This window comes from Pseudomonas psychrophila HA-4 (assembly GCF_000282975.1).
Lineage (GTDB): Bacteria > Pseudomonadota > Gammaproteobacteria > Pseudomonadales > Pseudomonadaceae > Aquipseudomonas > Aquipseudomonas psychrophila_A.
On sequence record NZ_ALJC01000079.1, the window covers coordinates 81852 to 104428 of the forward strand.

Here is a 22577-nt window from a genome sequence, read left to right on the forward strand (position 1 = left end):
CTGCACAGTGGAGAACAACAATGCATAAGACTTTCAAGTTTACGGCGCTGAGCCTTGGCCTGATGTTTGCGGGCAGTGCGCTGGCGGCACCCGAGCCGACCGCCCTGACCGTGGTGTCGTTTGGCGGTGCGAACAAGGCGGCTCAGGTCAAAGCGTTTTACGCACCTTGGGAGGCCAAGGGTGACGGCAAAATCATCGCCGGCGAATACAACGGTGAAATGGCCAAAATCAAGGCCATGGTCGACACCAAAAGTATCTCTTGGGATCTGGTAGAGGTTGAGTCGCCCGAGTTGTCGCGCGGCTGCGATGAAGACATGTTTGAACCAATCGACCCGGCGCTGTTTGGCAACGCGGAGCAGTACGTCAAAGGCGCTATTCAAAGCTGTGGCGCGGGCTTCTTTGTGTGGTCAACGGTGCTGGCTTACAACGCCGACAAACTGAAAACCGCACCGACCAGTTGGGCTGATTTCTGGGACACCAAAACCTTCCCGGGCAAGCGTGGCCTGCGTAAAGGCGCCAAGTACACCTTGGAATTTGCCTTGATGGCTGACGGCGTGGCACCGAAGGACGTGTACACCGTGCTCGCGAGCAAGGACGGTCAGAACCGCGCTTTCAAAAAGCTGGATGAGCTCAAGCCGAACATTCAGTGGTGGGAAGCAGGCGCTCAGCCGCCACAGTACCTGGCCTCTGGCGATGTGGTCATGAGCTCGGCCTACAACGGTCGGATCGCCGCGGTACAGAAAGAAAGCAACCTGAAGATTGTGTGGAACGGCGGGATTTATGACTTCGACGCGTGGGCCATCCCTAAAGGCCTGAGCAAAGAAAAAGCCGAGGTAGCCAAGAAGTTCATGGCTTTCACCTTGCAGCCGCAGCAGCAGAGTGTCTATTCGCAAAACATCGCGTACGGCCCGGCTAACAAAGAGGCGATGCCTTTACTGCCTAAAGCCGTGCAGGAGCAAATGCCAACCGCCCCGGAAAACATTGTGAACCAGGTGCAAATCGACGTCAGTTTCTGGGCTGACAACGGCGAGCAACTGGAACAACGCTTCAATGCCTGGGCTGCTAAGTAAGCAGCGTTGAAATGCGGCGCGGCTGATTCAGTCGCGCCGCCATCGTTTAAAGATTTTCGGAGTTCGCCATGGCCATCGCCGTTCCCCTGAACGAGGTCTCCAGCCCAACGTTGAAGAAGCGTCTTGCGCACGCCGAGCGGGTTAACCGCTGGAAGGCACAGGCCTTGATCGCGCCGTTGGTTATTTTCTTGTTGCTGGTGTTTCTGGTTCCGATCGCGGCCCTGCTGTACAAAAGTGTCGGCAACCCCGAGGTGGTGGATGGCTTGCCACGCACGGTGGTTGCAGTGGCGGGTTGGGACGGTAAAGGTTTGCCTGCGGAGCCGGTATATCAGGCACTCAGTGAAGACTTAGCTGAGGCTCGCAAGAATCAAGTATTGGGCGATTTGTCCAAGCGCCTGAACATGGAATTGGCTGGCTATCGCAGCCTGCTGATGAAAACCGCCAAGGGTCTGCCCTTCAAGGCGGCACCTGATTCTTACAAAGATGCGATGGAGTCGCTTGATGAACGTTGGGGCGATCCTGCGTATTGGCAGGCGATCAAGCGCAACGTTTCAAGCGTGACCCCGTTTTACCTGTTGGCGGCAGTTGATCATCGCATCGACGACTTGGGTGAAATTGCCCCCGCTACACCTGATCAATCGATTTACCTGGATATTTTTGCGCGTACGTTCTGGATGGGTTTTGTCATCACTTGCATCTGCCTAGTGCTGGCGTACCCGTTGGCGTACTTGCTGGCTAACTTGCCTGCGCGGCAGAGCAACCTGCTGATGATACTGGTGCTGCTGCCGTTCTGGACGTCAGTGCTGGTGCGGGTGGCGGCCTGGATTGTGTTGTTGCAATCGGGTGGCCTGATCAATAGCGGGCTGATGAGCCTGGGCATTATCGATAAGCCGTTGGAGTTGGTGTTCAACCGTACCGGCGTCTACATCGCGATGGTGCACATTCTGTTGCCGTTCATGATTTTGCCGATCTATAGCGTGATGAAAGGCATTTCTCCGACTTACATGCGTGCAGCGATCTCACTGGGCTGTCATCCATTTGCCAGCTTTTGGCGGGTGTACTTCCCACAGACCTATGCAGGGGTAGGGGCGGGTTGCTTGCTGGTGTTCATCATCGCCATTGGTTACTACATCACCCCGGCCTTGCTGGGCAGTCCGAACGACCAAATGGTCAGCTACTTCGTGGCGTTCTACACCAACACCAGCATCAACTGGGGCATGGCGACAGCGTTGGGCGGGTTGTTGTTGCTGGCAACCGTGGTGCTTTATCTGATCTACAACTGGCTGGTAGGCGCGACCCGCCTGCGCTTGAGCTAAGGAGCCTGCCATGCTGAGTCCTTATATGTCGCCCGTTGAGCGGGTGTGGTTTTACAGCTTGCGCATTCTGTGTGGGCTGATCCTGTTGTTTCTGATTCTGCCGGTGCTGGTGATCATCCCGTTGTCGTTCAACTCGGGCAGCTTTCTGGTGTACCCGTTACAGGGCTTTTCGCTGCATTGGTATCAGGACTTTTTCGCGTCCGCAGAATGGATGCGGGCCTTGCGAAACAGCGTGATCGTGGCACCTGCGGCAACGGTGCTGGCGATGGTGTTTGGCACGTTGGCAGCGATTGGCCTGACCCGGGGGCATTTCCCCGGCAAAGCGCTGGTGATGGCCTTGGTGATTTCGCCGATGGTCGTGCCTGTGGTCATCATCGGCGTGGCCAGCTACCTGTTCTTTGCCCCGCTGGGGTTGGGCAACAGCTTCATCTCATTGATCGTGGTGCATGCGGTGTTGGGTGTGCCGTTTGTGATCATCACCGTGTCGGCCACCTTGCAGGGGTTCAACCACAACTTGGTGCGTGCAGCAGCAAGTTTGGGTGCCTCGCCGCTGACAGCATTCCGCCGCGTGACCTTGCCACTGATTGCGCCCGGTGTGATCTCGGGGGCGCTGTTTGCCTTTGCGACGTCGTTTGACGAAGTGGTCGTGACCCTGTTTTTGGCGGGGCCAGAGCAAGCGACGTTGCCACGGCAAATGTTCAGCGGTATCCGCGAAAACCTCAGCCCGACCATTGCGGCGGCAGCGACCCTGCTAATTGCCTTCTCGGTGTTGTTGTTACTGACGCTGGAGTGGTTGCGCGGGCGCAGCGAGAAAATGCGCACAGCCCAGGCATAAGGGTTACATCCAGCAAGCGTCCCAGAGGGGGTAGTCTCCGATTCGTGTAGCCAAGCCCGCACGGATCGGGTTTTGTACGATGTAACGGGCGGTTGCCTTGAGGTCATCTTCACGGCGCAATGCCCTGTCGTGGTAGCCCTTTTGCCATAGCCGGCCGCTGAACTGACTGGCGTTGTTAACGGTCACGCTGCTGCGTGACTTGATGCGGCACATTAATTCGCCCAGTGTTTTGTTATTAAGTTCGACTAACCAATGGAAGTGGTCCGGCATCACGACCCATGCCTTTGATGTCACGATGCCTTCGTTATGGGCTTGTTTTAATTGATCGACTAAAAGCCTGCCTAACTGAAAGTCTTCAAAAACAGGACGTCGTTGATCAGTTACCGTGGTGAGCAGATACAGTCGTCCGGTTTCAGAGTAGCGGCCTTTTAATAGGCGATTGCTGGTATAGCAACGCGGCATTCCTTTGCCCTCGTTTAGGTCCGTGTTTTTTAAAACTAGCCCTTGGGCGTAGAAGTAGCCGATGACTTTGTTCGCAAGATATTGCTGGAAGGTCCTTCGGCCCTTATCGCAGCCTTCGGCAGCGACTACAGGACGCAAATCCATGTAGTCGCTGCCGAAGGCTGCGATCGGGCGCGAAGCGGCTGTAGGGTGGTTGAATATCGCCAATCATCACGGCCCGGTGTGCGCTTCTCGGCAGGCGGTATACAATGCGCGCCACCGTGTTTAGCTCATTAAAAGGTGCGTTATGCAGCCCTTCGCTATTGCCCCATCGATTCTTTCTGCCGATTTCGCCCGTCTTGGCGAGGAAGTCGACAATGTGCTCGCCGCTGGCGCTGATATCGTGCACTTCGATGTCATGGACAATCACTACGTGCCAAACCTGACCATTGGTCCGATGGTGTGCGCCGCGTTGCGCAAATACGGCATTACCGCACCCATCGATGCACATTTGATGGTCAGCCCGGTTGACCGGATTATTGGCGACTTTATTGAAGCGGGCGCGACCTACATCACATTCCACCCCGAAGCCACCCAGCACATTGACCGCTCGTTGCAGTTGATCCGCGAAGGCGGCTGCAAGGCGGGTCTGGTGTTCAACCCCGCCACGCCGCTGGATGTGCTCAAGTACGTGATGGACAAGGTCGACATGATCTTGCTGATGAGCGTCAACCCAGGCTTCGGCGGGCAGAAGTTTATCCCCGGCACGTTGAATAAACTGCGAGAAGCCCGCGCATTGATCGATGCCTCGGGTCGCGATATTCGCTTGGAAATCGATGGCGGTGTAAACGTCGGCAATATCCGTGAAATCGCCGAAGCCGGTGCCGACACGTTCGTGGCGGGCTCGGCGATTTTTAACACGCCGAACTACGAAGAAGTGATTCAGAAAATGCGCGCCGAGCTTGCGTTGGCACGTCCATGAGTGGATTTGAGCAGTTGCTTGGCGGGCGACTGCCCAAACTGGTGATGTTCGATCTGGACGGCACCTTGATCGATTCTGTTCCGGATCTAGCTGCCGCCGTGAACACCATGCTGCTCAAACTGGGTCGACCGCCCGCGGGCATTGAAAACGTAAAGATGTGGATCGGCAACGGCGCGCCCATGTTGGTGCGCCGTGCACTCGCCGGCAATATGCAGGCCACTGGTGTCGATGACGCGGAGGCTGAAGAAGCGCTGGCGATTTTCATGGAAGCCTATGATGGCGGCCATGAACACACCGCGATTTACCCCGGCGTGCGCGAAAGCCTTAAGTGGCTGCAAAAGCAGGGTGTTGAAATGGCGCTGATTACCAACAAGCCCGAGCGGTTTGTTGCGCCATTGTTGGATGAGTTGAAGATGGGGCGGTTTTTTCGCTGGATTGTGGGCGGTGACACCATGCCTCAGAAAAAGCCTGACCCGGCTGCACTTTTTTTTGTGATGAAAATGTCCGGTGTGACACCGCAACAAGCGTTATTTGTCGGCGATTCACGCAACGACGTGCTGGCGGCAAAAGCGGCTGGCGTGCGGTGTGTGGCCATGAGCTATGGCTACAATCATGGTCGGCCGATTGCTGAAGAAGCCCCGGATATGGTGATCGACAATCTGCATGAGCTGATAGCCGGTTGCTTAGATTCTGCGCCTGAGATAACGTTGGGCGCTTCAGCTCACCCCTCTCGAAGAGATTCCATCGTGGTGGTCACTCGCAAACTCTGGATGAAAGTTATCAAGGCCCTGGCCCGTTGGCGTTGGCGCGCCTGACTTGAATCTGGCCGGAGATCCGGCACGTTTGCACACCTGACCGTTTTACCCTCATGCCACGAGGCACCTCATGATCCGCGAAGAATTCCTGCGTTTGGCCGCTGCCGGCTACAACCGTATCCCGCTTGCACGTGAAACCCTTGCTGACTTCGACACGCCGTTGTCGATCTACCTGAAACTGGCCGATCAGCCCAACTCCTATTTGCTGGAGTCGGTGCAGGGGGGCGAGAAATGGGGCCGTTACTCGATCATTGGTTTGCCATGCCGCACGGTAATGCGCGTGCATGAGCATCAAGTTCGGGTGACGTGCGACGGCGTCGAAATCGAGTCTCACGAAGCTGAAGATCCGCTGGCCTTCGTCGAGGCATTCAAAGCCCGTTACAACGTACCGACCATCGCTGGCTTGCCGCGCTTCAATGGCGGGCTGGTGGGTTATTTTGGTTATGACTGCGTGCGCTACGTGGAGAAACGTTTGGGCAAGTGCCCGAACCCGGATCCGCTGGGCGTGCCGGACATCTTGCTGATGGTGTCGGACGCCGTCGTGGTGTTCGATAACTTGGCGGGCAAGATGCACGCGATTGTGCTGGTCGACCCTGCGCAGGCGGATGCATACGACGAAGGTCAGGCGCGTCTTGAGGCGTTGCTTGAGCAATTACGTCAGCCGATAGCACCCCGCCGTGGCTTGGACTTCACCCAACAGCAAGCCGCTGATCCGGTGTTCCGATCCAGCTTCACCCAGGATGACTACGAAAAAGCGGTCGACACAATCAAGGACTACATCTTGGCGGGTGACTGCATGCAGGTGGTGCCGTCGCAGCGCATGTCGATCGACTTCAAGGCTGCGCCGATTGACCTATACCGCGCCCTGCGCTGCTTCAACCCGACGCCGTATATGTACTTCTTCAACTTTGGAGACTTCCACGTGGTCGGCAGTTCGCCGGAAGTGTTGGTCCGGGTTGAGGACAACCTGATTACCGTGCGCCCGATTGCCGGTACGCGCCCTCGTGGTGCGACCGAAGAAGCTGATGTGGCGTTGGAAAAAGACCTGCTCAGTGACGACAAGGAAATCGCCGAGCACTTGATGCTGATTGACCTTGGGCGCAACGACACGGGCCGTGTATCGGAAACCGGCTCGGTCAAGCTCACGGAGAAGATGGTGATCGAGCGTTACTCCAACGTGATGCACATTGTGTCCAACGTCACTGGCCAGCTTAAAAACGGGCTGACGGCCATGGACGCGTTGCGGGCGATTTTGCCAGCGGGCACCTTGTCTGGCGCTCCGAAGATCCGCGCGATGGAAATTATCGACGAGCTGGAGCCGGTTAAACGTGGCGTATATGGCGGCGCAGTTGGGTACTTCGCTTGGAACGGCAACATGGACACGGCTATCGCGATTCGCACCGCGGTGATCAAGGACGGTGAGCTGCACGTGCAAGCGGGCGGCGGCATTGTTGCCGACTCGGTACCGGCCCTGGAATGGGAAGAGACGCTGAATAAACGCCGCGCGATGTTTCGTGCTGTAGCGCTCGCTGAACAAACCCCCGCGTCCGACGCCTGAGGAGCTTTGCCATGTTGCTGATGATCGATAATTACGACTCTTTTACTTACAACGTTGTGCAGTACCTCGGTGAATTGGGTGCTGAGGTCAAAGTGGTGCGCAACGATGAATTGACCGTCGCCCAGATCGAGGCACTCAACCCTGAGCGCATCGTGGTGTCGCCCGGCCCATGCACGCCTAACGAGGCGGGCATCTCGCTTGAAGCGATCAAGCATTTTGCGGGCAAATTGCCGATTCTTGGCGTGTGCCTCGGGCATCAATCCATCGGTCAGGCTTTTGGCGGCGATGTTGTTCGTGCCCGGCAAGTCATGCACGGTAAAACCAGCCCGGTGTATCACCTGGACACCGGTGTTTTTCAGGGGCTGAACAACCCATTGACCGTGACCCGCTACCACTCGCTGGTGGTCAAGCGTGAAACCTTGCCTGAGTGTCTGGAGCTGACGGCCTGGACGCAAAATGCTGACGGCTCGGTCGACGAGATCATGGGGCTGCGCCACAAAACGCTGAACATCGAAGGGGTGCAATTTCACCCGGAGTCGATTCTGACCGAGCAGGGCCACGAACTGTTCGCTAACTTCCTCAAACAAACTGGCGGCACGCGCTAAGGACTTCTTATGGATATCAAAACAGCCCTGAGCCGTATCGTCGGTCACCTTGATTTGAGCGAAGCCGAGATGCGCGATGTGATGCGCGACATCATGACTGGCCAATGCACTGAGGCGCAGATTGGCGCGTTCATGATGGGCATGCGCATGAAGAGTGAGAGCATTGACGAAATCGTCGGTGCCGTCACGGCCATGCGTGAGTTGGCGGACAAGGTTGAACTCAATACCTTGGACGGCGTGGTCGACATCGTTGGGACTGGCGGTGATGGTGCGAATATTTTCAACGTGTCTACTGCTTCTGCGCTGGTAATTGCGGCAGCAGGCTGCACCGTAGCCAAACACGGTAATCGTGCCGTGTCGGGCAAAAGCGGCAGCGCTGATTTGCTTGAAGCCGCCGGTGTGTACTTAAACCTGACGCCGGTTCAAGTGGCGCGTTGCATCGACAGCGTTGGCATTGGCTTTATGTTTGCTCAAACTCACCACGGCGCCATGAAGCACGCGGCCATCCCGCGTCGCGATCTGGGGCTGCGTACTCTGTTCAATATGCTTGGCCCGCTTACGAATCCGGCTGGCGTATTGCATCAAGTGGTCGGCGTGTTTAATCAGGCGCTGTGCCGACCTTTAGCAGAAGTGCTGCAACGTCTGGGCAGCAAGCACGTGTTGGTGGTCCATTCGCAAGACGGTTTGGACGAGTTCAGTCTGGCGGCACCGACCTTTGTGGCGGAGCTTAAAAATGGCGCCATCACGGAGTACTGGGTTCAACCAGAAGACTTGGGTATAAAGAGCCAGAGTCTGTTTGGTCTGGTGGTAGATAGCCCGGAACAATCGCTGGAGCTGATTCGCGATGCCTTGGGGCGTCGTAAAACGGAGTCAGGCCAGAAGGCTGCTGAAATGATCGTGCTCAATGCCGGCGCTGCGCTGTATGCCGCCGACCTTGCCTACACGCTCAAAGAGGGTGTGGCGTTGGCTCACGATGCCTTGCACACAGGGCTCGCTCGGGAAAAACTCGAAGAACTGGGCGCCTTTACCGCGATTTTCAAGCAGGAGAATGAAGCATGACGGTGCCTACCGTTCTAGAAAAAATTCTGGCGCGCAAAGTTCAGGAAGTGGCCGAGCGCAGTGCACGCATCAGCATGAATGAGCTTGAGCGTTTGGCGGCTCAGGCTGACCCGGTACGTGGTTTTGCCAAAGCCATGCTGGAGCAAGCGAAGAAGAAGCACCCTGCAGTCATTGCCGAAATCAAAAAGGCATCGCCAAGCAAGGGCGTGATTCGTGAACACTTTGTACCGAATGAAATAGCTCAGAGTTATGAAAAGGGCGGCGCTACGTGCTTGTCCGTATTGACCGACGTCGATTTCTTCCTGGGCGCCGATGCTTATCTGCAACAAGCCCGTGCGGCCTGCAACCTGCCCGTGATTCGCAAGGATTTCATGATCGATCCTTATCAGATCGTTGAAGCCCGCGCGTTGGGTGCGGACTGTGTGCTGTTGATTGTGTCGGCACTGGATGACGTGCAAATGGCCGAGCTGGCTGCCGTTGCCAAAAGCGTCAATCTGGATGTGCTGGTTGAAGTGCATGATGGCGCTGAGCTCGAGCGCGCACTCAAGACACTTGATACCCCGTTGGTGGGGATCAACAACCGCAATCTACACACGTTTGAAGTCAGCCTTGAAACCACGCTGGATCTGTTGCCGCGTGTTCCGCGTGATCGATTGGTCATCACTGAGAGCGGCATCCTCAACCGTGCGGATGTTGAGTTGATGGAAATCAGCGAGGTGTATTCGTTCTTGGTGGGTGAGGCGTTTATGCGTGCTGAAAACCCGGGTACTGAGTTACAGCGTTTGTTCTTCCCGGAGCGCGGTTTACCTGTGACGGGTTCCTCGCTGGATTGATCCTCGATTAACTGTGTGTGGGAGCTGGTTTGCTGGCGATGGCATCGACTTCTGAGTCGTTAATATCGTGAGCAGGCCCGCTCCCACAGTTGTTTTGTGTCGGAGCAGGTACTTAATGGCGCTCATCCAGCCGCTCACCGTCGAAGCAGGTCTTAAAGCCGAGCAGGATTTATTGGCCTCGGTGTGTGCTGGGGAGCGCGAAGCGGGCGTGCTGTTCTGGCAACCCTCGGACAGTGCGTTGGTGATGCCACGGCGCTTGAGTCGCTTAGCCGGGTTCGAGCAAGCCAGTGTTGAATTGGCTACCAGCGGTTGGCCTATCCTGTTGCGCGAAACTGGTGGAGAGCCTGTTCCTCAGTCGCCTGCTACGGTCAATATCGCGCTGGTTTATGCCCCGCCGCGCAGCGAAGGTGATCATGGGCGTATCGAAACGGCCTATCGCCGCCTGTGCGAGCCCATCTGTGACTTACTGACTGCATTAGGGGGCTCGGCGTCGTTAGGCGAAGTTGACGGCGCGTTTTGCGATGGGCGATTCAACGTTAACCTCAATGCGCGAAAACTGGTAGGCACGGCTCAGCGCTGGCGCCAAAGCCCAGGTGGGCAGCGGCCGGTGGGCTTGGTTCACGGCGCGTTACTGGTTGAAGATGAGCGTGAGTCGATGGTCGCTGCGGTCAATCGTTTCAATCAGCGCTGTGAGCAGGAACAACGCTGCCGTGCTGAGAGCCATATCGCGTTACATGAAGTGTTTACCGCGCCCGACTTTTTTGAGCGACTGAGCGCCAGTTATCAACAGATTCTGGCACCCTTGCTAAAGCCTTAGCGCGTACCGAACACCACCATAGTCTTGCCTTTGACGCTGACCAAGTTTTGCTCTTCCAAGCCTTTAAGCACACGGCCTACCATCTCTCGCGAACAACCGACAATTCGACCGATTTCCTGACGGGTGATTTTGATCTGCATGCCGTCCGGATGGGTCATTGCATCAGGCTGTTTGCACAGTTCAAGCAGGCAGCGCGCAACGCGCCCGGTAACATCAAAGAACGCTAGGTCCCCGACCTTACGAGTTGTGTTACGAAGGCGCTGAGCAATTTGGCCGCTAAGCGCGTAAAGAATTTCAGGTTCTTGTTGCGCGTACTCTCTGAATTTTATGTAGCTGATTTCTGCAACTTCACACTCGGTCTTGGCCCGGACCCATGCGCTGCGTGGTTGCTCTTGCCCTGCCTGTTCAAACAGGCCCAGCTCACCAATGAAGTCTCCTGGGTTGAGATAGGCAATGATCATCTCGCGACCATCGTCGTCTTCAATCAGAATCGTGACAGAACCTTTCAGAATGTAGAACAAAGTGTGTGAGTGTTCGCCCGCGCAGATGATGTTGCTCTTGGTTTGATAGCGTCTGCGTTGGCAATGAGTCAAAAATTTGTCGAGATTTTTGATCTTGGGTATGGGGGTAATAGCAACCATGGTTGTATCCCGAAAGCGAGCACAGTAAAGGTCAGATCTATTTTTATATAGAGCGCTGGCTGGCTGGCGCCAGTGATTTGGCGCCAGCTTAACAGACAGATTCTGTGTGGTTGGTAGAATTTTCCCTTCGTCTTGTCTAAGAAAGGCTGCGGCGCGGTGAGTCATCAGTTTCGGGCCCTGTGCTAAGCTGGCGCCCCTTTTAAAACAGTGGAGTCTGGGCGATGAAGGCACGCATTCAATGGGCGGGTGAAGCCATGTTTCTGGGCGAATCAGGTAGCGGCCACGTCGTTGTGATGGACGGCCCGCCTGAGAGTGGCGGACGCAACCTGGGCGTACGCCCTATGGAGATGCTTCTGTTGGGGCTCGGTGGTTGCAGCAACTTTGATGTTGTCAGCATTCTCAAGAAATCACGTCAGGCAGTCGAAAGCTGCGAAGCGTTTTTGGAAGCCGAACGCGCGACCGAAGACCCAAAGGTTTTTACTAAAATTCATCTGCACTTTGTGGTTAAAGGCCGAGGTTTGAAAGACGCTCAGGTCAAGCGTGCCATTGAATTGTCAGCGGAAAAGTATTGCTCGGCGTCGATCATGCTGGGTGCGGCGGGTGTTGCTATCAGCCATGACTACGAAATCATTGAACTGGGCTGAGTGGACATTCAATTTTCATAAAAGCAATGCAGACTCTGGCGATCAGTCGCTGACGTCTGCATAATGCGCCACTTTTTTCAGGGTAGTGGCGGGGGAATTCCCGGCCGCATGTCCGAACAGATAACCAAAATCGCCATCGCGAAGAGGTGTTAACCGTCCTACGCAGGTGCGTCCACGCACTTGACGGGCATGCTGGATCACGCGGCCGAGCCGCATCGACATAGAGAGTTTTATAACGGTGAAAAGCAAACTCAAGCTCCACGGGTTCAATAACCTGACAAAGACCTTGAGCTTCAACATCTATGACATCTGCTACGCGGAAACCCCGCAAGACCAGCAGGCATACGTTGAGTACATCAATCAAGAGTACGACGCAGAACGCCTGACGCAGATCCTTACAGATGTGGTTGATATCATTGGTGCCAACATCCTGAACATCGCCCGTCAGGATTACGATCCCCAAGGCGCCAGCGTGACTATTCTGATTTCCGAGCAGCCGGTGATTCCTACTGAAAGCCAGATTGAAGAATCCCCAGGCCCGCTGCCCGAGACCATTTTGGCTCACCTCGACAAAAGTCATATCACGGTACATACCTATCCAGAGATTCATCCTGTGGACGGTATTGCGACTTTCCGTGTTGATATTGACGTGTCGACGTGTGGCGTTATTTCACCGCTTAAAGCTCTCAACTATCTGATCCATCAATTTGATTCGGATATCGTGACGGTCGACTATCGTGTGCGTGGTTTTACCCGTGACGTGGAAGGCAAAAAGCACTTTATCGATCATGAGATCAATTCGATCCAGAATTACCTTTCCGAAGACACGCGCGACGGTTATCAGATGACCGACGTGAACGTGTATCAAGAAAACCTGTTCCACACCAAGATGCTGCTTAAGGACTTCGAACTGGATAACTACCTGTTCGGCGACGCCACCAGCAATCTGTCTGTTGAACAGCGCGCGCAGGTGACTGAGCGTGTGAAGCACGAAATGCTCGAAATCTTCTACGCCCGCAACATGGGGTAAGGTTTCAGCCACAAAAGAGGCGGCTCCCGAAAGGTTGCCGCCTTTTTTATGACGATCAAGTAGACACCGCTAATGTGGCGTCAGATGCGATAGGTGCTTTTGGTCATGACTTTTGCCATCAGGCTCATGCCAAATTTTACCGGGGCAGGGAAGCGGTAGCCGCCCGCATTGAGCGCGGACTCTGCGTGTCGTTCTTCGTCGAGGCGCATTTGCTCAAGAATCGCACGGGACTTTTCATCTTCGGCAGGCAGTTGCTCAAGGTGCTCGTTGAGGTGCTTGCAGACTTGGTCTTCGGTCGCGGCGACAAAACCGAGGCTGACTTTGTCGCTGATCAGGCCGGCCACGGCGCCAATACCAAAAGACATGCCGTAGAACAGTGGGTTCAGCACGCTGGTATGGCTGCCCAATTGGTGAATACGCTGTTCGCACCAGGCCAGATGGTCGATTTCTTCTTCTGCGGCATGCTCCATCGCTTCACGTACTTGCGGCAGCTTGGCGGTCAGGGCTTGGCCCTGGTACAGCGCCTGGGCACAAACTTCACCCGTATGGTTGATACGCATCAGCCCGGCAACGTGGCGAGCGGTTTTCTCATCCAGCGGTTTGTCGGTTTTAACGATGGCCGGAGACGGACGATGCGGCTGGCCACTGAAGGGCAGCAAGGTGCGCATGGCGGTATCGGCTTGTAACAGTAGACGGTCAATCGGCGAGTAGTGACGTTGGGTAGTCATGCTTACCTCCGGAAAAAATCACGGGGGCCAGTTTACCCCAATCGGGTGGGCAGGGTTTGCGTTGGATCATCCATAGGCGTAGGGGGCGGTGCAGCCCCCCACGATGGTTTTGCAGTCTAATCAGCCCGGTGGCCAGTTCATTTGGCGCTGACCTAGTACGTGCATATGAATGTGGTAAACCGTTTGGCCGCCCTTTTCATTGCAGTTCATCACCACACGGAAACCCTCTTCGCAGCCCAGTTCTTTGGCCAGGCGCTGTGCCGTGAACAGAATGTGGCCAGCTAGCGGCTTGTCTTCTTCGGTCAGGTCGTTGAGTGTGCGGATCGGTTTTTTCGGAATGACCAAAAAATGGATCGGCGCTTGCGGGGCAATGTCATGAAAAGCGAGCACAAGATCATCTTCATAGATGATCTTGGCCGGTATTTCACGGTTGATGATCTTGGTGAACAGAGTATCCAAAGCTATGTCTCCGTGAGTGAAGTCCGGTCTGAGTGTACTCAGGCTCACGGATTACGCCCAGCCTCGTTAACGCGGGCAGTAGGATTTGTTCACTGAGGCTGCGATTTTTCGTGTCATCCAGCGAGAGAGCATGCGTGGCATACGGGTTAGCCAGCGGTTACGCCATCCGGGCATGATGATAGCCTTGTTTTTTTCGAGCGCCCGCACGGTGTAAAGGGCGACTTCCTCGGGGCTCATGGCGCTTTTGTTACGTTTGACCGCTTGCGGGTTCATTTTGGCGGCATCAAAAAAACCGGTTCGAGTGACACCGGGGCAGAGCACCGAGACCTTGATACCGGTCTTTTTCACTTCTTCGCGCAGGCCTTCGGAAAAGTGCAGCACGTAGGCTTTACTTGCGAAATAGGTGCTGAGCCACGGGCCAGGCTGATAGGCAGCGATCGATGAGACGTTGAGAATCTGCCCGCCGCCCTGCACGGCCATCATGTTACCGATGGCATGGCACATCCGCGTCAGAGCCAGAATGTTGAGTTCGATCAGGTCTTGTTCTGCGCTCCAGTCATGGGCGAGGAAAGGTCCGCACGTGCCAATACCTGCGCAATTGACCAGTAAGTCGATTTGTCGTTCGCCTTCCTCTAACTCCAGTAGAAAGCCGGAAAGACGCAGAGGTTCGCCTAGGTCGCAGGCGCGAAACAAGACCTCGACACCGAAACGTTGAGTCAGCTCGAGCGCGATGCTTTCTAGCGCATCGCGCTGTCGGGCTACAAGGATCAGACTGCGCCCACGACGGGCAAGTGCTTCAGCCAGGGCCAGGCCAATGCCACTGGAAGCGCCAGTGATCAAAGCGTAACGGGTCATGCTGTTCTCCATCGCAACGGTACAGTCCGGTGACAATGATGTCCCTGGCGTTAACGCGTTCATTTAAGTGCGCAGTCTACAGGGTGTTGTTGCTGGCTGCGTTGAGGAAAGTGTCCAGATAACCCAAGGACACGACTGCGATCATTGCGGCAATGTATAAGGCAAGAATGAAGGCCAAAATCGTAGCCACGACCTTCACCGTCGGGCTATTAGGCGGTGGTGGTAGGCCGAAGCGGTTCGGACCTGTGTCGCCGGGCTTGGCCAAGACCATAATGATTACCACAAGATTAGCCACAGGAACTAACTGCAATATCAGCGTCCATGCGGACCAATTGAAGTCATGCAGGCGTTGAGCGGCGATTCTTATGCCAATGATGCTAGCGACGATAAGGCTGAGAATGAAAACTACAATGCCTGCTGGTGGAGAAATAATGAAAACAAAAAAACTCACTACCCCGAGGGCATGGACAATGAGCCATAGGGTAAATTGCCATGTTATGTAACGCAGGCGTCCAATGCGTCCTTTAAAGCCAAGCGGTTCTAGCTCTGCAAAATTGCCACCCGTGTGCTTGTCTTGATGGTGTTCAGGCATATCAGTTTCCTTGTTGCAGAGGAATATCGTCACTAAAAACCCGCCAATAATGGCGGGCTTAGCGTCTCCCTAACGCAGCTAAGGATGTGGCATACGATTTACCAAGCTTAGTGCCGTGCGGTATTCCGTTTCCAGCCGTGCTATCAGATGGTCGGTGGTTGGCACATCATTGATGTCGCCGACCCCTTGGCCTGCTGACCATACGGTCTTCCATGCTTTCGCTTCGTCATTGAGCGGCTTTAGTTGTATGCCAGTGTTGTTTTCGCATTTGCCTTGTATAGCAGCGAGATCAAAACCGGAGTTTTCGAGGCTTTGGCGCATGAAACTTGCCGGTACCCCCGAAACCGCAGCAGTGTGGACGATGTCGGCCGCTCGGGATGTAAGAACCATCTGCTTGTATTCGTCAGAAGCGTTGCTTTCTTGCGTCGCAATAAATCGTGTCCCCAAGTAGGCAAGATCAGCACCTATGACCTGAGCCGCCAGGATTTCGTGTCCATGGTTCAAACAGCCTGCTAGCAAGATGGTTTTATCGAAGAACTGACGAATTTCGGCGACCAGTGCAAATGGGCTCCAAGTGCCCGCGTGGCCTCCGGCACCTGCTGCGACTGCAATCAGTCCATCGACACCCGCTTCTGCGGCTTTTTCGGCATGACGCCGCGTGGTGACATCGTGGAATACCAGTCCGCCATAGCTATGGACGGCATCAACGATTTCTTTAACGGCGCCTAGGCTTGTGATCACGATGGGCACTTTGTGCTCGATGCAGATCGCTAGGTCAGCCTGTAGCCGTGGGTTGCTGTTGTGCACAATCAGGTTCACAGCGTAGGGAGCGGGGTCATCCAATGTGGCCAGACCCGCTTCGATTTCTTCAAGCCAGGCCTTGAAACCGCTGCTCTCGCGCTGGTTGAGTGCAGGAAAACTACCTACAACCCCATTGCGGCAACACGCCAGTACCAGTTGAGGATTGGAAATCAAAAACATCGGCGCGGCGACTACCGGCAAGCGCAGGCGTTTATCAAGCAGAGCGGGCAGTGGCATTGGATAACCTCGGGGCAATTTGAATTTAGAACGGTTTGACCACCACCAGAATGACGATGGCCAGTAAGAACAAGACAGGTACTTCATTGAACCAGCGATAGAACACGTGGCTGCGGGTGTTCTCGCCACGGGCGAAGCGTTTTACTTGTGCGCCGCACATGTGGTGGTAACCGATGAGCAGAAATACCAGCGTTAGTTTGGCGTGCATCCACCCTTGGCTAAGGAAGCCCGGAGCCAGATAGAGCAGCCAGCCGCCGAAGATCAGTGTGGCGATCATTGCGGGGCCCATGATGCCGCGATAGAGCTTGCGTTCCATGAGGCTAAATCGTTCTTTGCTGACGGAATCTTCGCTTTGTGCGTGGTAAACAAAGAGGCGAGGCAGGTAAAACAGGCCGGCAAACCAACAGACGATGCTGATGATGTGGAAGGCTTTGATCCATAGATAAAGCATTTTTAGTTATTCCCAGGTTCACGGTAGATCAAATAGTAGTAGTAGAGCGTTCTTGAGTCACCTTGATGGTTGTCGCAGGGGCGCGCTGTCCCTATTATCGAGGGCTTTCCAGTGGGTTCGTTGAGGGCAGGTTATGGTCAAGGTCGGTATTGTCGGCGGCACGGGTTACACCGGTGTCGAATTACTGCGTTTGCTGGCACAGCATCCGCAAGCTGAAGTGGTGGTGATCACTTCTCGATCCGAAGCGGGCCTGCCTGTTGCCGATATGTATCCCAACCTACGAGGCCACTATGATGGCCTGGCTTTCAGCGTTCCGGATACTCAAACACTGGCTGCGTGCGATGTTGTGTTTTTTGCCACGCCTCACGGTGTAGCCCATGCGTTGGCTGGCGATTTGCTGGCGGCCGGTACCAAGGTCATCGACCTGTCCGCTGACTTCCGCTTGCAGGACGCGGATGAGTGGGCCAAGTGGTATGGCCAGCCGCACGGGGCGCCAGAATTGCTGAAAGAAGCTGTATACGGTCTGCCTGAGGTTAACCGTGAGCAAATCAAGCAGGCTCGACTGATTGCTGTGCCGGGATGCTACCCAACGGCAGCTCAGTTGGGCTTTTTACCGTTGCTGGAAGCGGGTCTGGCTGACACCTCGTTGTTGATTGCTGACTGTAAGTCAGGTGTCAGCGGTGCCGGACGTGGTGCAAGTGTGGGCTCTTTGTATGCTGAGACGTCTGAAAGCATGAAAGCTTATGCTGTTAAAGGGCATCGTCATTTGCCAGAAATTCGCCAAGGGCTGCGTCGTGCAGCGGGCAAAGACGTAGGTTTGACCTTTGTCCCACATTTGACCCCGATGATTCGTGGTATCCACTCCACGCTTTACGCAACGGTTGTTGATCGCTCGGTCGATCTTCAGGCGTTGTTTGAGAAGCGTTATGCCAATGAGCCTTTTGTGGATGTAATGCCGGCCGGCAGCCACCCAGAAACCCGCAGTGTTCGCGGGGCTAACGTGTGCCGTATTGCGGTGCATCGTCCACAGGATGGAGATTTGGTGGTGGTGCTGTCGGTTATCGACAACCTGGTCAAGGGCGCTTCCGGCCAAGCGGTTCAGAACATGAATATTCTGTTTGGGCTGGATGAGCGTCTGGGTTTGTCCCATGCGGGGATGTTGCCTTAAAGGCAGTCGCAAGGATCAAGCTGCAGCGGTAAGTGAATAGCCTGCCGCTGGTGGCCGATTATTTGTAGCTACCCTCAAATAGTTGACCGCCTTTCTAGGAGAAGCGGATAATGCGCGTCATCACGCATTATGGCGGCATAGCGCCGGGAGATAGTCAGCATGAGCGTCGAATCCTTCACCCCCACGGCTTTGCAATTCACCGAAGGTGCTGCGCACAAGGTGAAGAGCCTGGTCGATGAAGAGGGTAATGATCGTTTGAAGTTGCGCGTGTTTGTTACGGGCGGCGGTTGTTCCGGTTTTCAGTACGGCTTTACCTTCGATGAAGAAGTGGCCGATGACGACACCCTTGTTGAGCGCGAAGGCGTTAGCTTGGTGGTGGATCCGATGAGTTTCCAGTACTTGGCAGGTGCCGAGGTGGATTATCAGGAAGGTCTGGAAGGCTCGCGCTTTGTCATCAAGAACCCGAATGCGACCACGACGTGTGGTTGCGGATCATCGTTCTCGATTTAATCGCGTAGTACAGGTTACACACTCAACGCCGCGTCGATTCGCGGCGTTTTGCTGTCCGCTGTTTAGGCGGGGTAGATTGCGCCAAGAACGCGCAGCCCACGTGCGCCTGTGACGCTCGGGCGATTGGCAGGGATGTTTTCAAGGCAGCAATGTGCAAGCCATGCGAAGGCCATGGCTTCGACCCAGTCAGGATCAACGCCTTTGGTTTGTGTGCTGCTGACCTGTGTTGGTGCAAGCAGTTGAGCCAAGCGACGCATCAATGCGCCATTATGGGCGCCGCCCCCGCACACGAGTAATTCGCGGGTGTTGGGTTGAGCGGCTTGCAGTGATTGCACGATGGTCTGTGCGGTAAGTTCCAGCAGGGTGGCTTGAACGTCTTCGGCAGCGAAAGGTGGAAGAGCGTCAAGATGATTCATTAGCCAAGGAAGGTTGAATACCTCGCGCCCTGTGCTCTTTGGCCCCTTTGTTTGAAAGAAAGGATCGCTGAGCAATGTGTTGAGTAAGAGGGGTTCAACCTGGCCACTTGCAGCCCACTGGCCATTGCGGTCATATAATTCGCTGCGCTGTGCTTGTATCCAGGCATCAAGCAGAACATTTCCTGGGCCGCAGTCGAAACCCGATACTGGGTTAGACGGCGTTATTAGGCTTAGATTGCTGAAGCCTCCTACGTTCAAAACAGCCCTATTCCCGGCCTCTTTGGTAAACAACGCTTCATGGAAGGCTGGTACCAAGGGGGCGCCTTGGCCTCCGGCGGCTACATCGCGGCGGCGGAAATCACTGATGACGCAGATGCTCGTTAGCTCGGCCAGTAATGCCGGATTGCCGATCTGAACAGTAAAGCCTTGTGCGGGCTCGTGCCGTATCGTCTGACCATGGCTGCCAATGGCGCGTATGGCATCTGGCGCCAAGTTCTGTTGGGCGAGTAGGGTATTGATGCCTTGTGCCGCGAGCTCGACCCAATGGTTCTCAGCGATTGCACAACGGGCCACTTCGTCAGGGCCGCTGCTGCACAAACCCAGCAGTTCAGTGCGCAGTGCTTGCGGCATAGGTGTGTAATGGGTGGCGAGCAGGTTAATACTCTCTCCCAGTTCTATAAGGGCAATGTCCAGGCCGTCAAGGCTGGTTCCAGACATCACACCTATATAGAGGGCCATGGCTTAGCGCTTGCTCGAGGCCAGAAGCGTGGCCTTTTCCTGATTCATACGGGCCATTAATGGCTGGCTTTGCTGCATGAAGCGTGTGCGTTCGGCTTTCGCGATGGGGTCAGCCATTGGAAGCTTTTGGCCTAGCGGATCAACGTGTACGCCGTTGACCTGGAACTCGTAGTGCAAGTGTGGCCCCGTGGAAAGACCGGTGGTGCCGATGTAGCCGATTACCTGGCCCTGCTTCACTGCTCCGCCGGTTTTGACGCCTTTGGCGAAGCCTTGCATGTGGCCATACAGGGTGCGGTAAGTATTGCCGTGCTGAATGATCACAGTGTTCCCGTAGCCCCCTCGACGACCAGCAAGCAGCACTTTGCCATCGCCGGTGGCCTTGATTGGGGTGCCACGTGGTGCTGCGTAATCGACGCCTTTGTGAGCGCGAATCTTGTTCAAAATTGGGTGTTTGCGGCCGGAGGAGAAGCGCGAGCTTATGCGGGCAAAATCAACGGGAGTACGAATGAAGGCTTTGCGCATGCTGTTGCCTTCAGCTGTGTAGTAATTGCTGTTGCCTTGTTTGTTGGTGTAACGCACCGCGGTGTAGGTCTTACCGCGGTTGGTAAAACGTGCGGAGAGAATGTTGCCAGTACCGACGGTTTTGCCGTTGATAACTTTCTGTTCGTAGATGACTTCGAATTGGTCGCCGGGGTGAATGTCTTGAGCGAAGTCGATGTCGTAACCAAAGACCTTGGCCATGTCCATGGTCATGCTGTGTGGCAGGCCTGCGCGCTGACCGGAAGCGGACAGCGAACTGGTGATGACGCCATGTACATAGGCTGAGCGCACAACAGGCTGAGCTGTTACGCGTCGAAAGGTGTATCCCTTGGCGGTTTTGCTAAGGCTGATGGTTTCAAGATCACTCACTTGGCTGTGCAAGTTGTTCAATTGGCCATCGGGGTTCATCTCAAACTCTAGCTTCTGCCCGTGTTTGAGTTGGCTGAATTGCTTGGCTTGTTTGTCGCTGGCCAAAATTTCGTGAACGGACGCGGCAGGCAGGCCTACTTTTTCAAATAATGTAGACAGTGTATCGCCTTTGGCTACTACGACTTCGCGATGATTCGGAGCTTTTGGCTCTTCGGTTTTTACCGTCGCGACAGGGGTTTCGTCTTGCTGTTCTATTTGGGCAAAAGGGGAGGGATTGGCTTCATTTGCCGCTTGAACGAGCTCGGCGGTGTCTTGGTCTTGTGTGAGTTGCTCTGCCGGGGACTCGGGTTCGAGTATTAGGGTTGTTCTTTTTGCTTCTACTTCGCTCGAAGGGAAAACCAGCAGGGCCAAGCTTAAAAGGGCGGCGATACCACTTGCTGCGAGCAGGTGGGTCTTCGGATAAAGCGGTGGCGCTTTAGGCGGTTGACTGGTCATAGATAATTGGACTTTGAATAAAGGATGAATTGGAAAAGATGACTGACACGGTAAAGATGAAATAACTGTATAAAATATAACCAAATCACCCTTGAAGCAAGCCTGCAAGTCTTTCCCGGACGGTTAGTCGCCATATGCCGGGCAGAACTTGTAATTAGTCTCTGATCTTGTATGGTTGGTTCCCTTTGAATTTGAGCCTTACGGGTCTGATATGAAGTCGGTTGAAGAGCAGCTAGCGCTAATCAAGCGTGGTGCCGAAGAGGTACTGGTCGAGTCTGAATTGGTCGAGAAACTCAAGCGCGGTCAGCCGTTGCGTATTAAAGCGGGATTCGACCCGACGGCTCCCGATCTGCACTTGGGGCACACCGTACTTATTAATAAGCTTCGCCAATTTCAAGAGCTGGGTCATCAGGTGATCTTCCTTATTGGTGATTTCACCGGAATGATTGGTGACCCAAGTGGCAAGAGTGCGACGCGTCCTCCGTTGACGCGTAAACAGGTTCTCGACAATGCCGAGACCTATAAAACTCAAGTTTTTAAGATTCTTGATCCGGCAAAGACCGAGGTGGCGTTCAATTCCACCTGGATGGATCAAATGGGGCCGGCTGACTTTATTCGCCTGACGTCTCAGTACACCGTTGCTCGTATGCTTGAACGCGATGACTTCGATAAGCGCTACACCACGAACCAGCCAATTGCCATTCATGAGTTTCTTTACCCGTTGGTGCAGGGGTATGACTCGGTTGCATTGAAAGCTGACGTTGAGTTGGGTGGCACTGATCAGAAGTTTAATCTGCTGATGGGTCGTGAGTTGCAGCGCGGTTACGGTCAGGAAGCTCAGTGCATCGTAACGATGCCGCTGCTTGAGGGTTTGGACGGTGTTAAGAAGATGTCCAAGTCTTTGGGCAACTATGTAGGCATTCAAGAAGCGCCTGGCGTGATGTATAGCAAGCTGGTGTCCATTCCTGATGCATTGATGTGGCGTTATTTTGAGTTGCTGAGTTTTCGTTCGATGGACGAGATCAATGCGTTCAAAGCTGAGGTTGAGGCGGGTGCTAATCCGCGCGATATCAAAATCAAGCTGGCGGAAGAGATTGTTGCGCGTTTCCATGGTGAAGAGGCGGCTGCTAATGCTCACCGTGGTGCTGGGAATCGGATGAAGGATGGTGAGTTGCCAGATGATTTGCCGGAGATCGAGTTGACCGCTGCTGAGGACATGCCGATTGCTGCTGTCCTTAATAAAGCAGGTCTGGTCAAGAACTCTGCGGTTGCTCGGGATTTGCTGGGCTCTGGTGGTGTGCGTATAGATGGCGAAGTGGTTGATCGCACCTATATATATGCACTGGGTTCGACTCATGTCTGCCAGGCCGGTAAGAAGGCTTTTGCACGTATTTCGCTGAAAGCTGAATAAACCTGAAATAAAGACTGGACGGCGCATTTTATTCGCCTATAATGCGCCCAATTCCGGCGCAGTCGAAACGGAAAACTCTTTGAATATCAATGAGTTGGATTGGTTTTCGGCAGTGCCAGCTTCAAGTCATCGAAGCAGGAAATGAGGTGTTGACAGCAGCG

General features: G+C 54.8%; 25 protein-coding genes. 15 read left to right on the forward strand and 10 right to left on the reverse strand.

Going from position 1 to position 22577, the window contains the following annotated elements; translation table 11 throughout:
- Positions 1 to 20: 20 nt before the first annotated feature.
- From B347_RS0111460 to B347_RS0111470, 3 genes are all read left to right on the forward strand, one after another.
- Positions 21 to 1070: an extracellular solute-binding protein gene (locus tag B347_RS0111460; RefSeq protein ID WP_019409862.1), complete on the forward strand. Its 1050-nt coding sequence runs from the start codon at positions 21 to 23 to the stop codon at positions 1068 to 1070.
- Between the two features lie 68 nt (positions 1071 to 1138).
- Positions 1139 to 2386 carry an ABC transporter permease gene (locus B347_RS0111465; RefSeq protein ID WP_019409863.1) on the forward strand — a complete coding sequence of 416 codons (1248 nt, stop codon included), beginning with the start codon at positions 1139 to 1141 and terminating at the stop codon, positions 2384 to 2386.
- Between the two features lie 10 nt (positions 2387 to 2396).
- Complete coding sequence (locus tag B347_RS0111470; RefSeq protein WP_019409864.1) at positions 2397 to 3221, forward strand: ABC transporter permease; 825 nt, start codon at positions 2397 to 2399, stop codon at positions 3219 to 3221.
- A gap of 3 nt (positions 3222 to 3224) precedes the next feature.
- Here B347_RS0111470 and B347_RS0111475 read toward each other — a convergent pair whose 3' ends face one another.
- Positions 3225 to 3683, reverse strand: a complete 459-nt coding sequence (locus B347_RS0111475) for an REP-associated tyrosine transposase (protein WP_026014123.1) — start codon at positions 3681 to 3683, stop codon at positions 3225 to 3227.
- A 286-nt stretch (positions 3684 to 3969) separates the two neighbouring features.
- On the opposite strand from B347_RS0111475, the gene rpe reads away from it, so the two are divergent.
- The 7 genes from rpe to B347_RS0111510 all read left to right on the forward strand — a co-directional run bounded on the left by rpe (position 3970) and on the right by B347_RS0111510 (position 10331).
- Positions 3970 to 4644 carry a ribulose-phosphate 3-epimerase gene (gene rpe / locus B347_RS0111480; RefSeq protein ID WP_019409866.1) on the forward strand — a complete coding sequence of 225 codons (675 nt, stop codon included), beginning with the start codon at positions 3970 to 3972 and terminating at the stop codon, positions 4642 to 4644.
- Positions 4641 to 5459 (forward strand): phosphoglycolate phosphatase, encoded by an 819-nt coding sequence (locus tag B347_RS0111485; RefSeq protein WP_019409867.1) that lies wholly within the window; start codon positions 4641 to 4643, stop codon positions 5457 to 5459. Before rpe ends, B347_RS0111485 begins: the two co-directional genes overlap by 4 nt.
- Positions 5460 to 5529: 70 nt before the next feature.
- The gene (gene trpE, locus B347_RS0111490; protein ID WP_019409868.1) at positions 5530 to 7017 is read left to right on the forward strand and encodes an anthranilate synthase component I; all 1488 of its coding nucleotides are present in this window, start codon (positions 5530 to 5532) and stop codon (positions 7015 to 7017) included.
- Positions 7018 to 7028: 11 nt separating this feature from the next.
- Positions 7029 to 7622, forward strand: a complete 594-nt coding sequence (locus tag B347_RS0111495) for an aminodeoxychorismate/anthranilate synthase component II (protein WP_019409869.1) — start codon at positions 7029 to 7031, stop codon at positions 7620 to 7622.
- Positions 7623 to 7631: 9 nt separating this feature from the next.
- Positions 7632 to 8681 (forward strand): anthranilate phosphoribosyltransferase, encoded by a 1050-nt coding sequence (gene trpD, locus B347_RS0111500; protein WP_019409870.1) that lies wholly within the window; start codon positions 7632 to 7634, stop codon positions 8679 to 8681.
- A complete protein-coding gene (gene trpC, locus B347_RS0111505; RefSeq protein ID WP_019409871.1) occupies positions 8678 to 9514 on the forward strand; it encodes an indole-3-glycerol phosphate synthase TrpC in 837 nt (278 codons plus the stop codon). The genes trpD and trpC overlap by 4 nt, the downstream gene beginning before the upstream one ends.
- Before the next feature lie 115 nt (positions 9515 to 9629).
- Positions 9630 to 10331 (forward strand): lipoate--protein ligase family protein, encoded by a 702-nt coding sequence (locus B347_RS0111510; protein ID WP_019409872.1) that lies wholly within the window; start codon positions 9630 to 9632, stop codon positions 10329 to 10331.
- Here the strand turns inward: B347_RS0111510 and crp are convergent.
- Positions 10328 to 10972, reverse strand: a complete 645-nt coding sequence (crp, locus tag B347_RS0111515) for a cAMP-activated global transcriptional regulator CRP (RefSeq protein WP_019409873.1) — start codon at positions 10970 to 10972, stop codon at positions 10328 to 10330. The two genes, B347_RS0111510 and crp, sit on opposite strands and share 4 nt — an antisense overlap.
- Before the next feature lie 221 nt (positions 10973 to 11193).
- Here crp and B347_RS0111520 point away from each other — a divergent pair, with 221 nt between their 5' ends.
- Complete coding sequence (locus tag B347_RS0111520) at positions 11194 to 11616, forward strand: OsmC family protein (protein WP_019409874.1); 423 nt, start codon at positions 11194 to 11196, stop codon at positions 11614 to 11616.
- A 238-nt stretch (positions 11617 to 11854) separates the two neighbouring features.
- Positions 11855 to 12646, forward strand: a complete 792-nt coding sequence (gene speD / locus B347_RS0111525) for an adenosylmethionine decarboxylase (protein ID WP_019409875.1) — start codon at positions 11855 to 11857, stop codon at positions 12644 to 12646.
- An 80-nt stretch (positions 12647 to 12726) separates the two neighbouring features.
- On the opposite strand, the gene coq7 is transcribed toward speD, so the two are convergent.
- From coq7 to hemJ, 6 genes are all read right to left on the reverse strand, one after another.
- A complete protein-coding gene (coq7, locus tag B347_RS0111530; RefSeq protein WP_019409876.1) occupies positions 12727 to 13374 on the reverse strand; it encodes a 2-polyprenyl-3-methyl-6-methoxy-1,4-benzoquinone monooxygenase in 648 nt (215 codons plus the stop codon).
- A 120-nt stretch (positions 13375 to 13494) separates the two neighbouring features.
- Positions 13495 to 13833 carry a histidine triad nucleotide-binding protein gene (locus tag B347_RS0111535; protein WP_019409877.1) on the reverse strand — a complete coding sequence of 113 codons (339 nt, stop codon included), beginning with the start codon at positions 13831 to 13833 and terminating at the stop codon, positions 13495 to 13497.
- A 66-nt stretch (positions 13834 to 13899) separates the two neighbouring features.
- Entirely contained in the window at positions 13900 to 14688 is a 789-nt protein-coding gene (locus tag B347_RS0111540) for an SDR family NAD(P)-dependent oxidoreductase (RefSeq protein ID WP_019409878.1), read from the reverse strand.
- A 76-nt stretch (positions 14689 to 14764) separates the two neighbouring features.
- Positions 14765 to 15280, reverse strand: a complete 516-nt coding sequence (locus B347_RS0111545; protein WP_019409879.1) for a DUF805 domain-containing protein — start codon at positions 15278 to 15280, stop codon at positions 14765 to 14767.
- Positions 15281 to 15358: 78 nt separating this feature from the next.
- Positions 15359 to 16318, reverse strand: a complete 960-nt coding sequence (locus B347_RS0111550) for an NAD(P)H-dependent flavin oxidoreductase (protein WP_019409880.1) — start codon at positions 16316 to 16318, stop codon at positions 15359 to 15361.
- 25 nt (positions 16319 to 16343) lie between these two features.
- The gene (hemJ, locus tag B347_RS0111555) at positions 16344 to 16769 is read right to left on the reverse strand and encodes a protoporphyrinogen oxidase HemJ (RefSeq protein WP_019409881.1); all 426 of its coding nucleotides are present in this window, start codon (positions 16767 to 16769) and stop codon (positions 16344 to 16346) included.
- Positions 16770 to 16902: 133 nt separating this feature from the next.
- Here hemJ and argC point away from each other — a divergent pair, with 133 nt between their 5' ends.
- A complete protein-coding gene (argC, locus tag B347_RS0111560; protein WP_019409882.1) occupies positions 16903 to 17937 on the forward strand; it encodes an N-acetyl-gamma-glutamyl-phosphate reductase in 1035 nt (344 codons plus the stop codon).
- A 159-nt stretch (positions 17938 to 18096) separates the two neighbouring features.
- Positions 18097 to 18447, forward strand: a complete 351-nt coding sequence (erpA, locus tag B347_RS0111565; protein ID WP_019409883.1) for an iron-sulfur cluster insertion protein ErpA — start codon at positions 18097 to 18099, stop codon at positions 18445 to 18447.
- 62 nt (positions 18448 to 18509) lie between these two features.
- On the opposite strand, the gene B347_RS0111570 is transcribed toward erpA, so the two are convergent.
- On the reverse strand, positions 18510 to 19601 hold the full coding sequence (locus tag B347_RS0111570; RefSeq protein WP_019409884.1) for an anhydro-N-acetylmuramic acid kinase: 1092 nt from the start codon (positions 19599 to 19601) through the stop codon (positions 18510 to 18512).
- 3 nt (positions 19602 to 19604) lie between these two features.
- On the reverse strand, positions 19605 to 21005 hold the full coding sequence (locus B347_RS0111575) for a peptidoglycan DD-metalloendopeptidase family protein (protein WP_019409885.1): 1401 nt from the start codon (positions 21003 to 21005) through the stop codon (positions 19605 to 19607).
- A gap of 211 nt (positions 21006 to 21216) precedes the next feature.
- Here B347_RS0111575 and tyrS point away from each other — a divergent pair, with 211 nt between their 5' ends.
- Positions 21217 to 22416, forward strand: coding sequence for a tyrosine--tRNA ligase (gene tyrS / locus B347_RS0111580; protein ID WP_019409886.1), 1200 nt, complete (start codon positions 21217 to 21219; stop codon positions 22414 to 22416).
- Positions 22417 to 22577 lie beyond the last annotated feature (161 nt).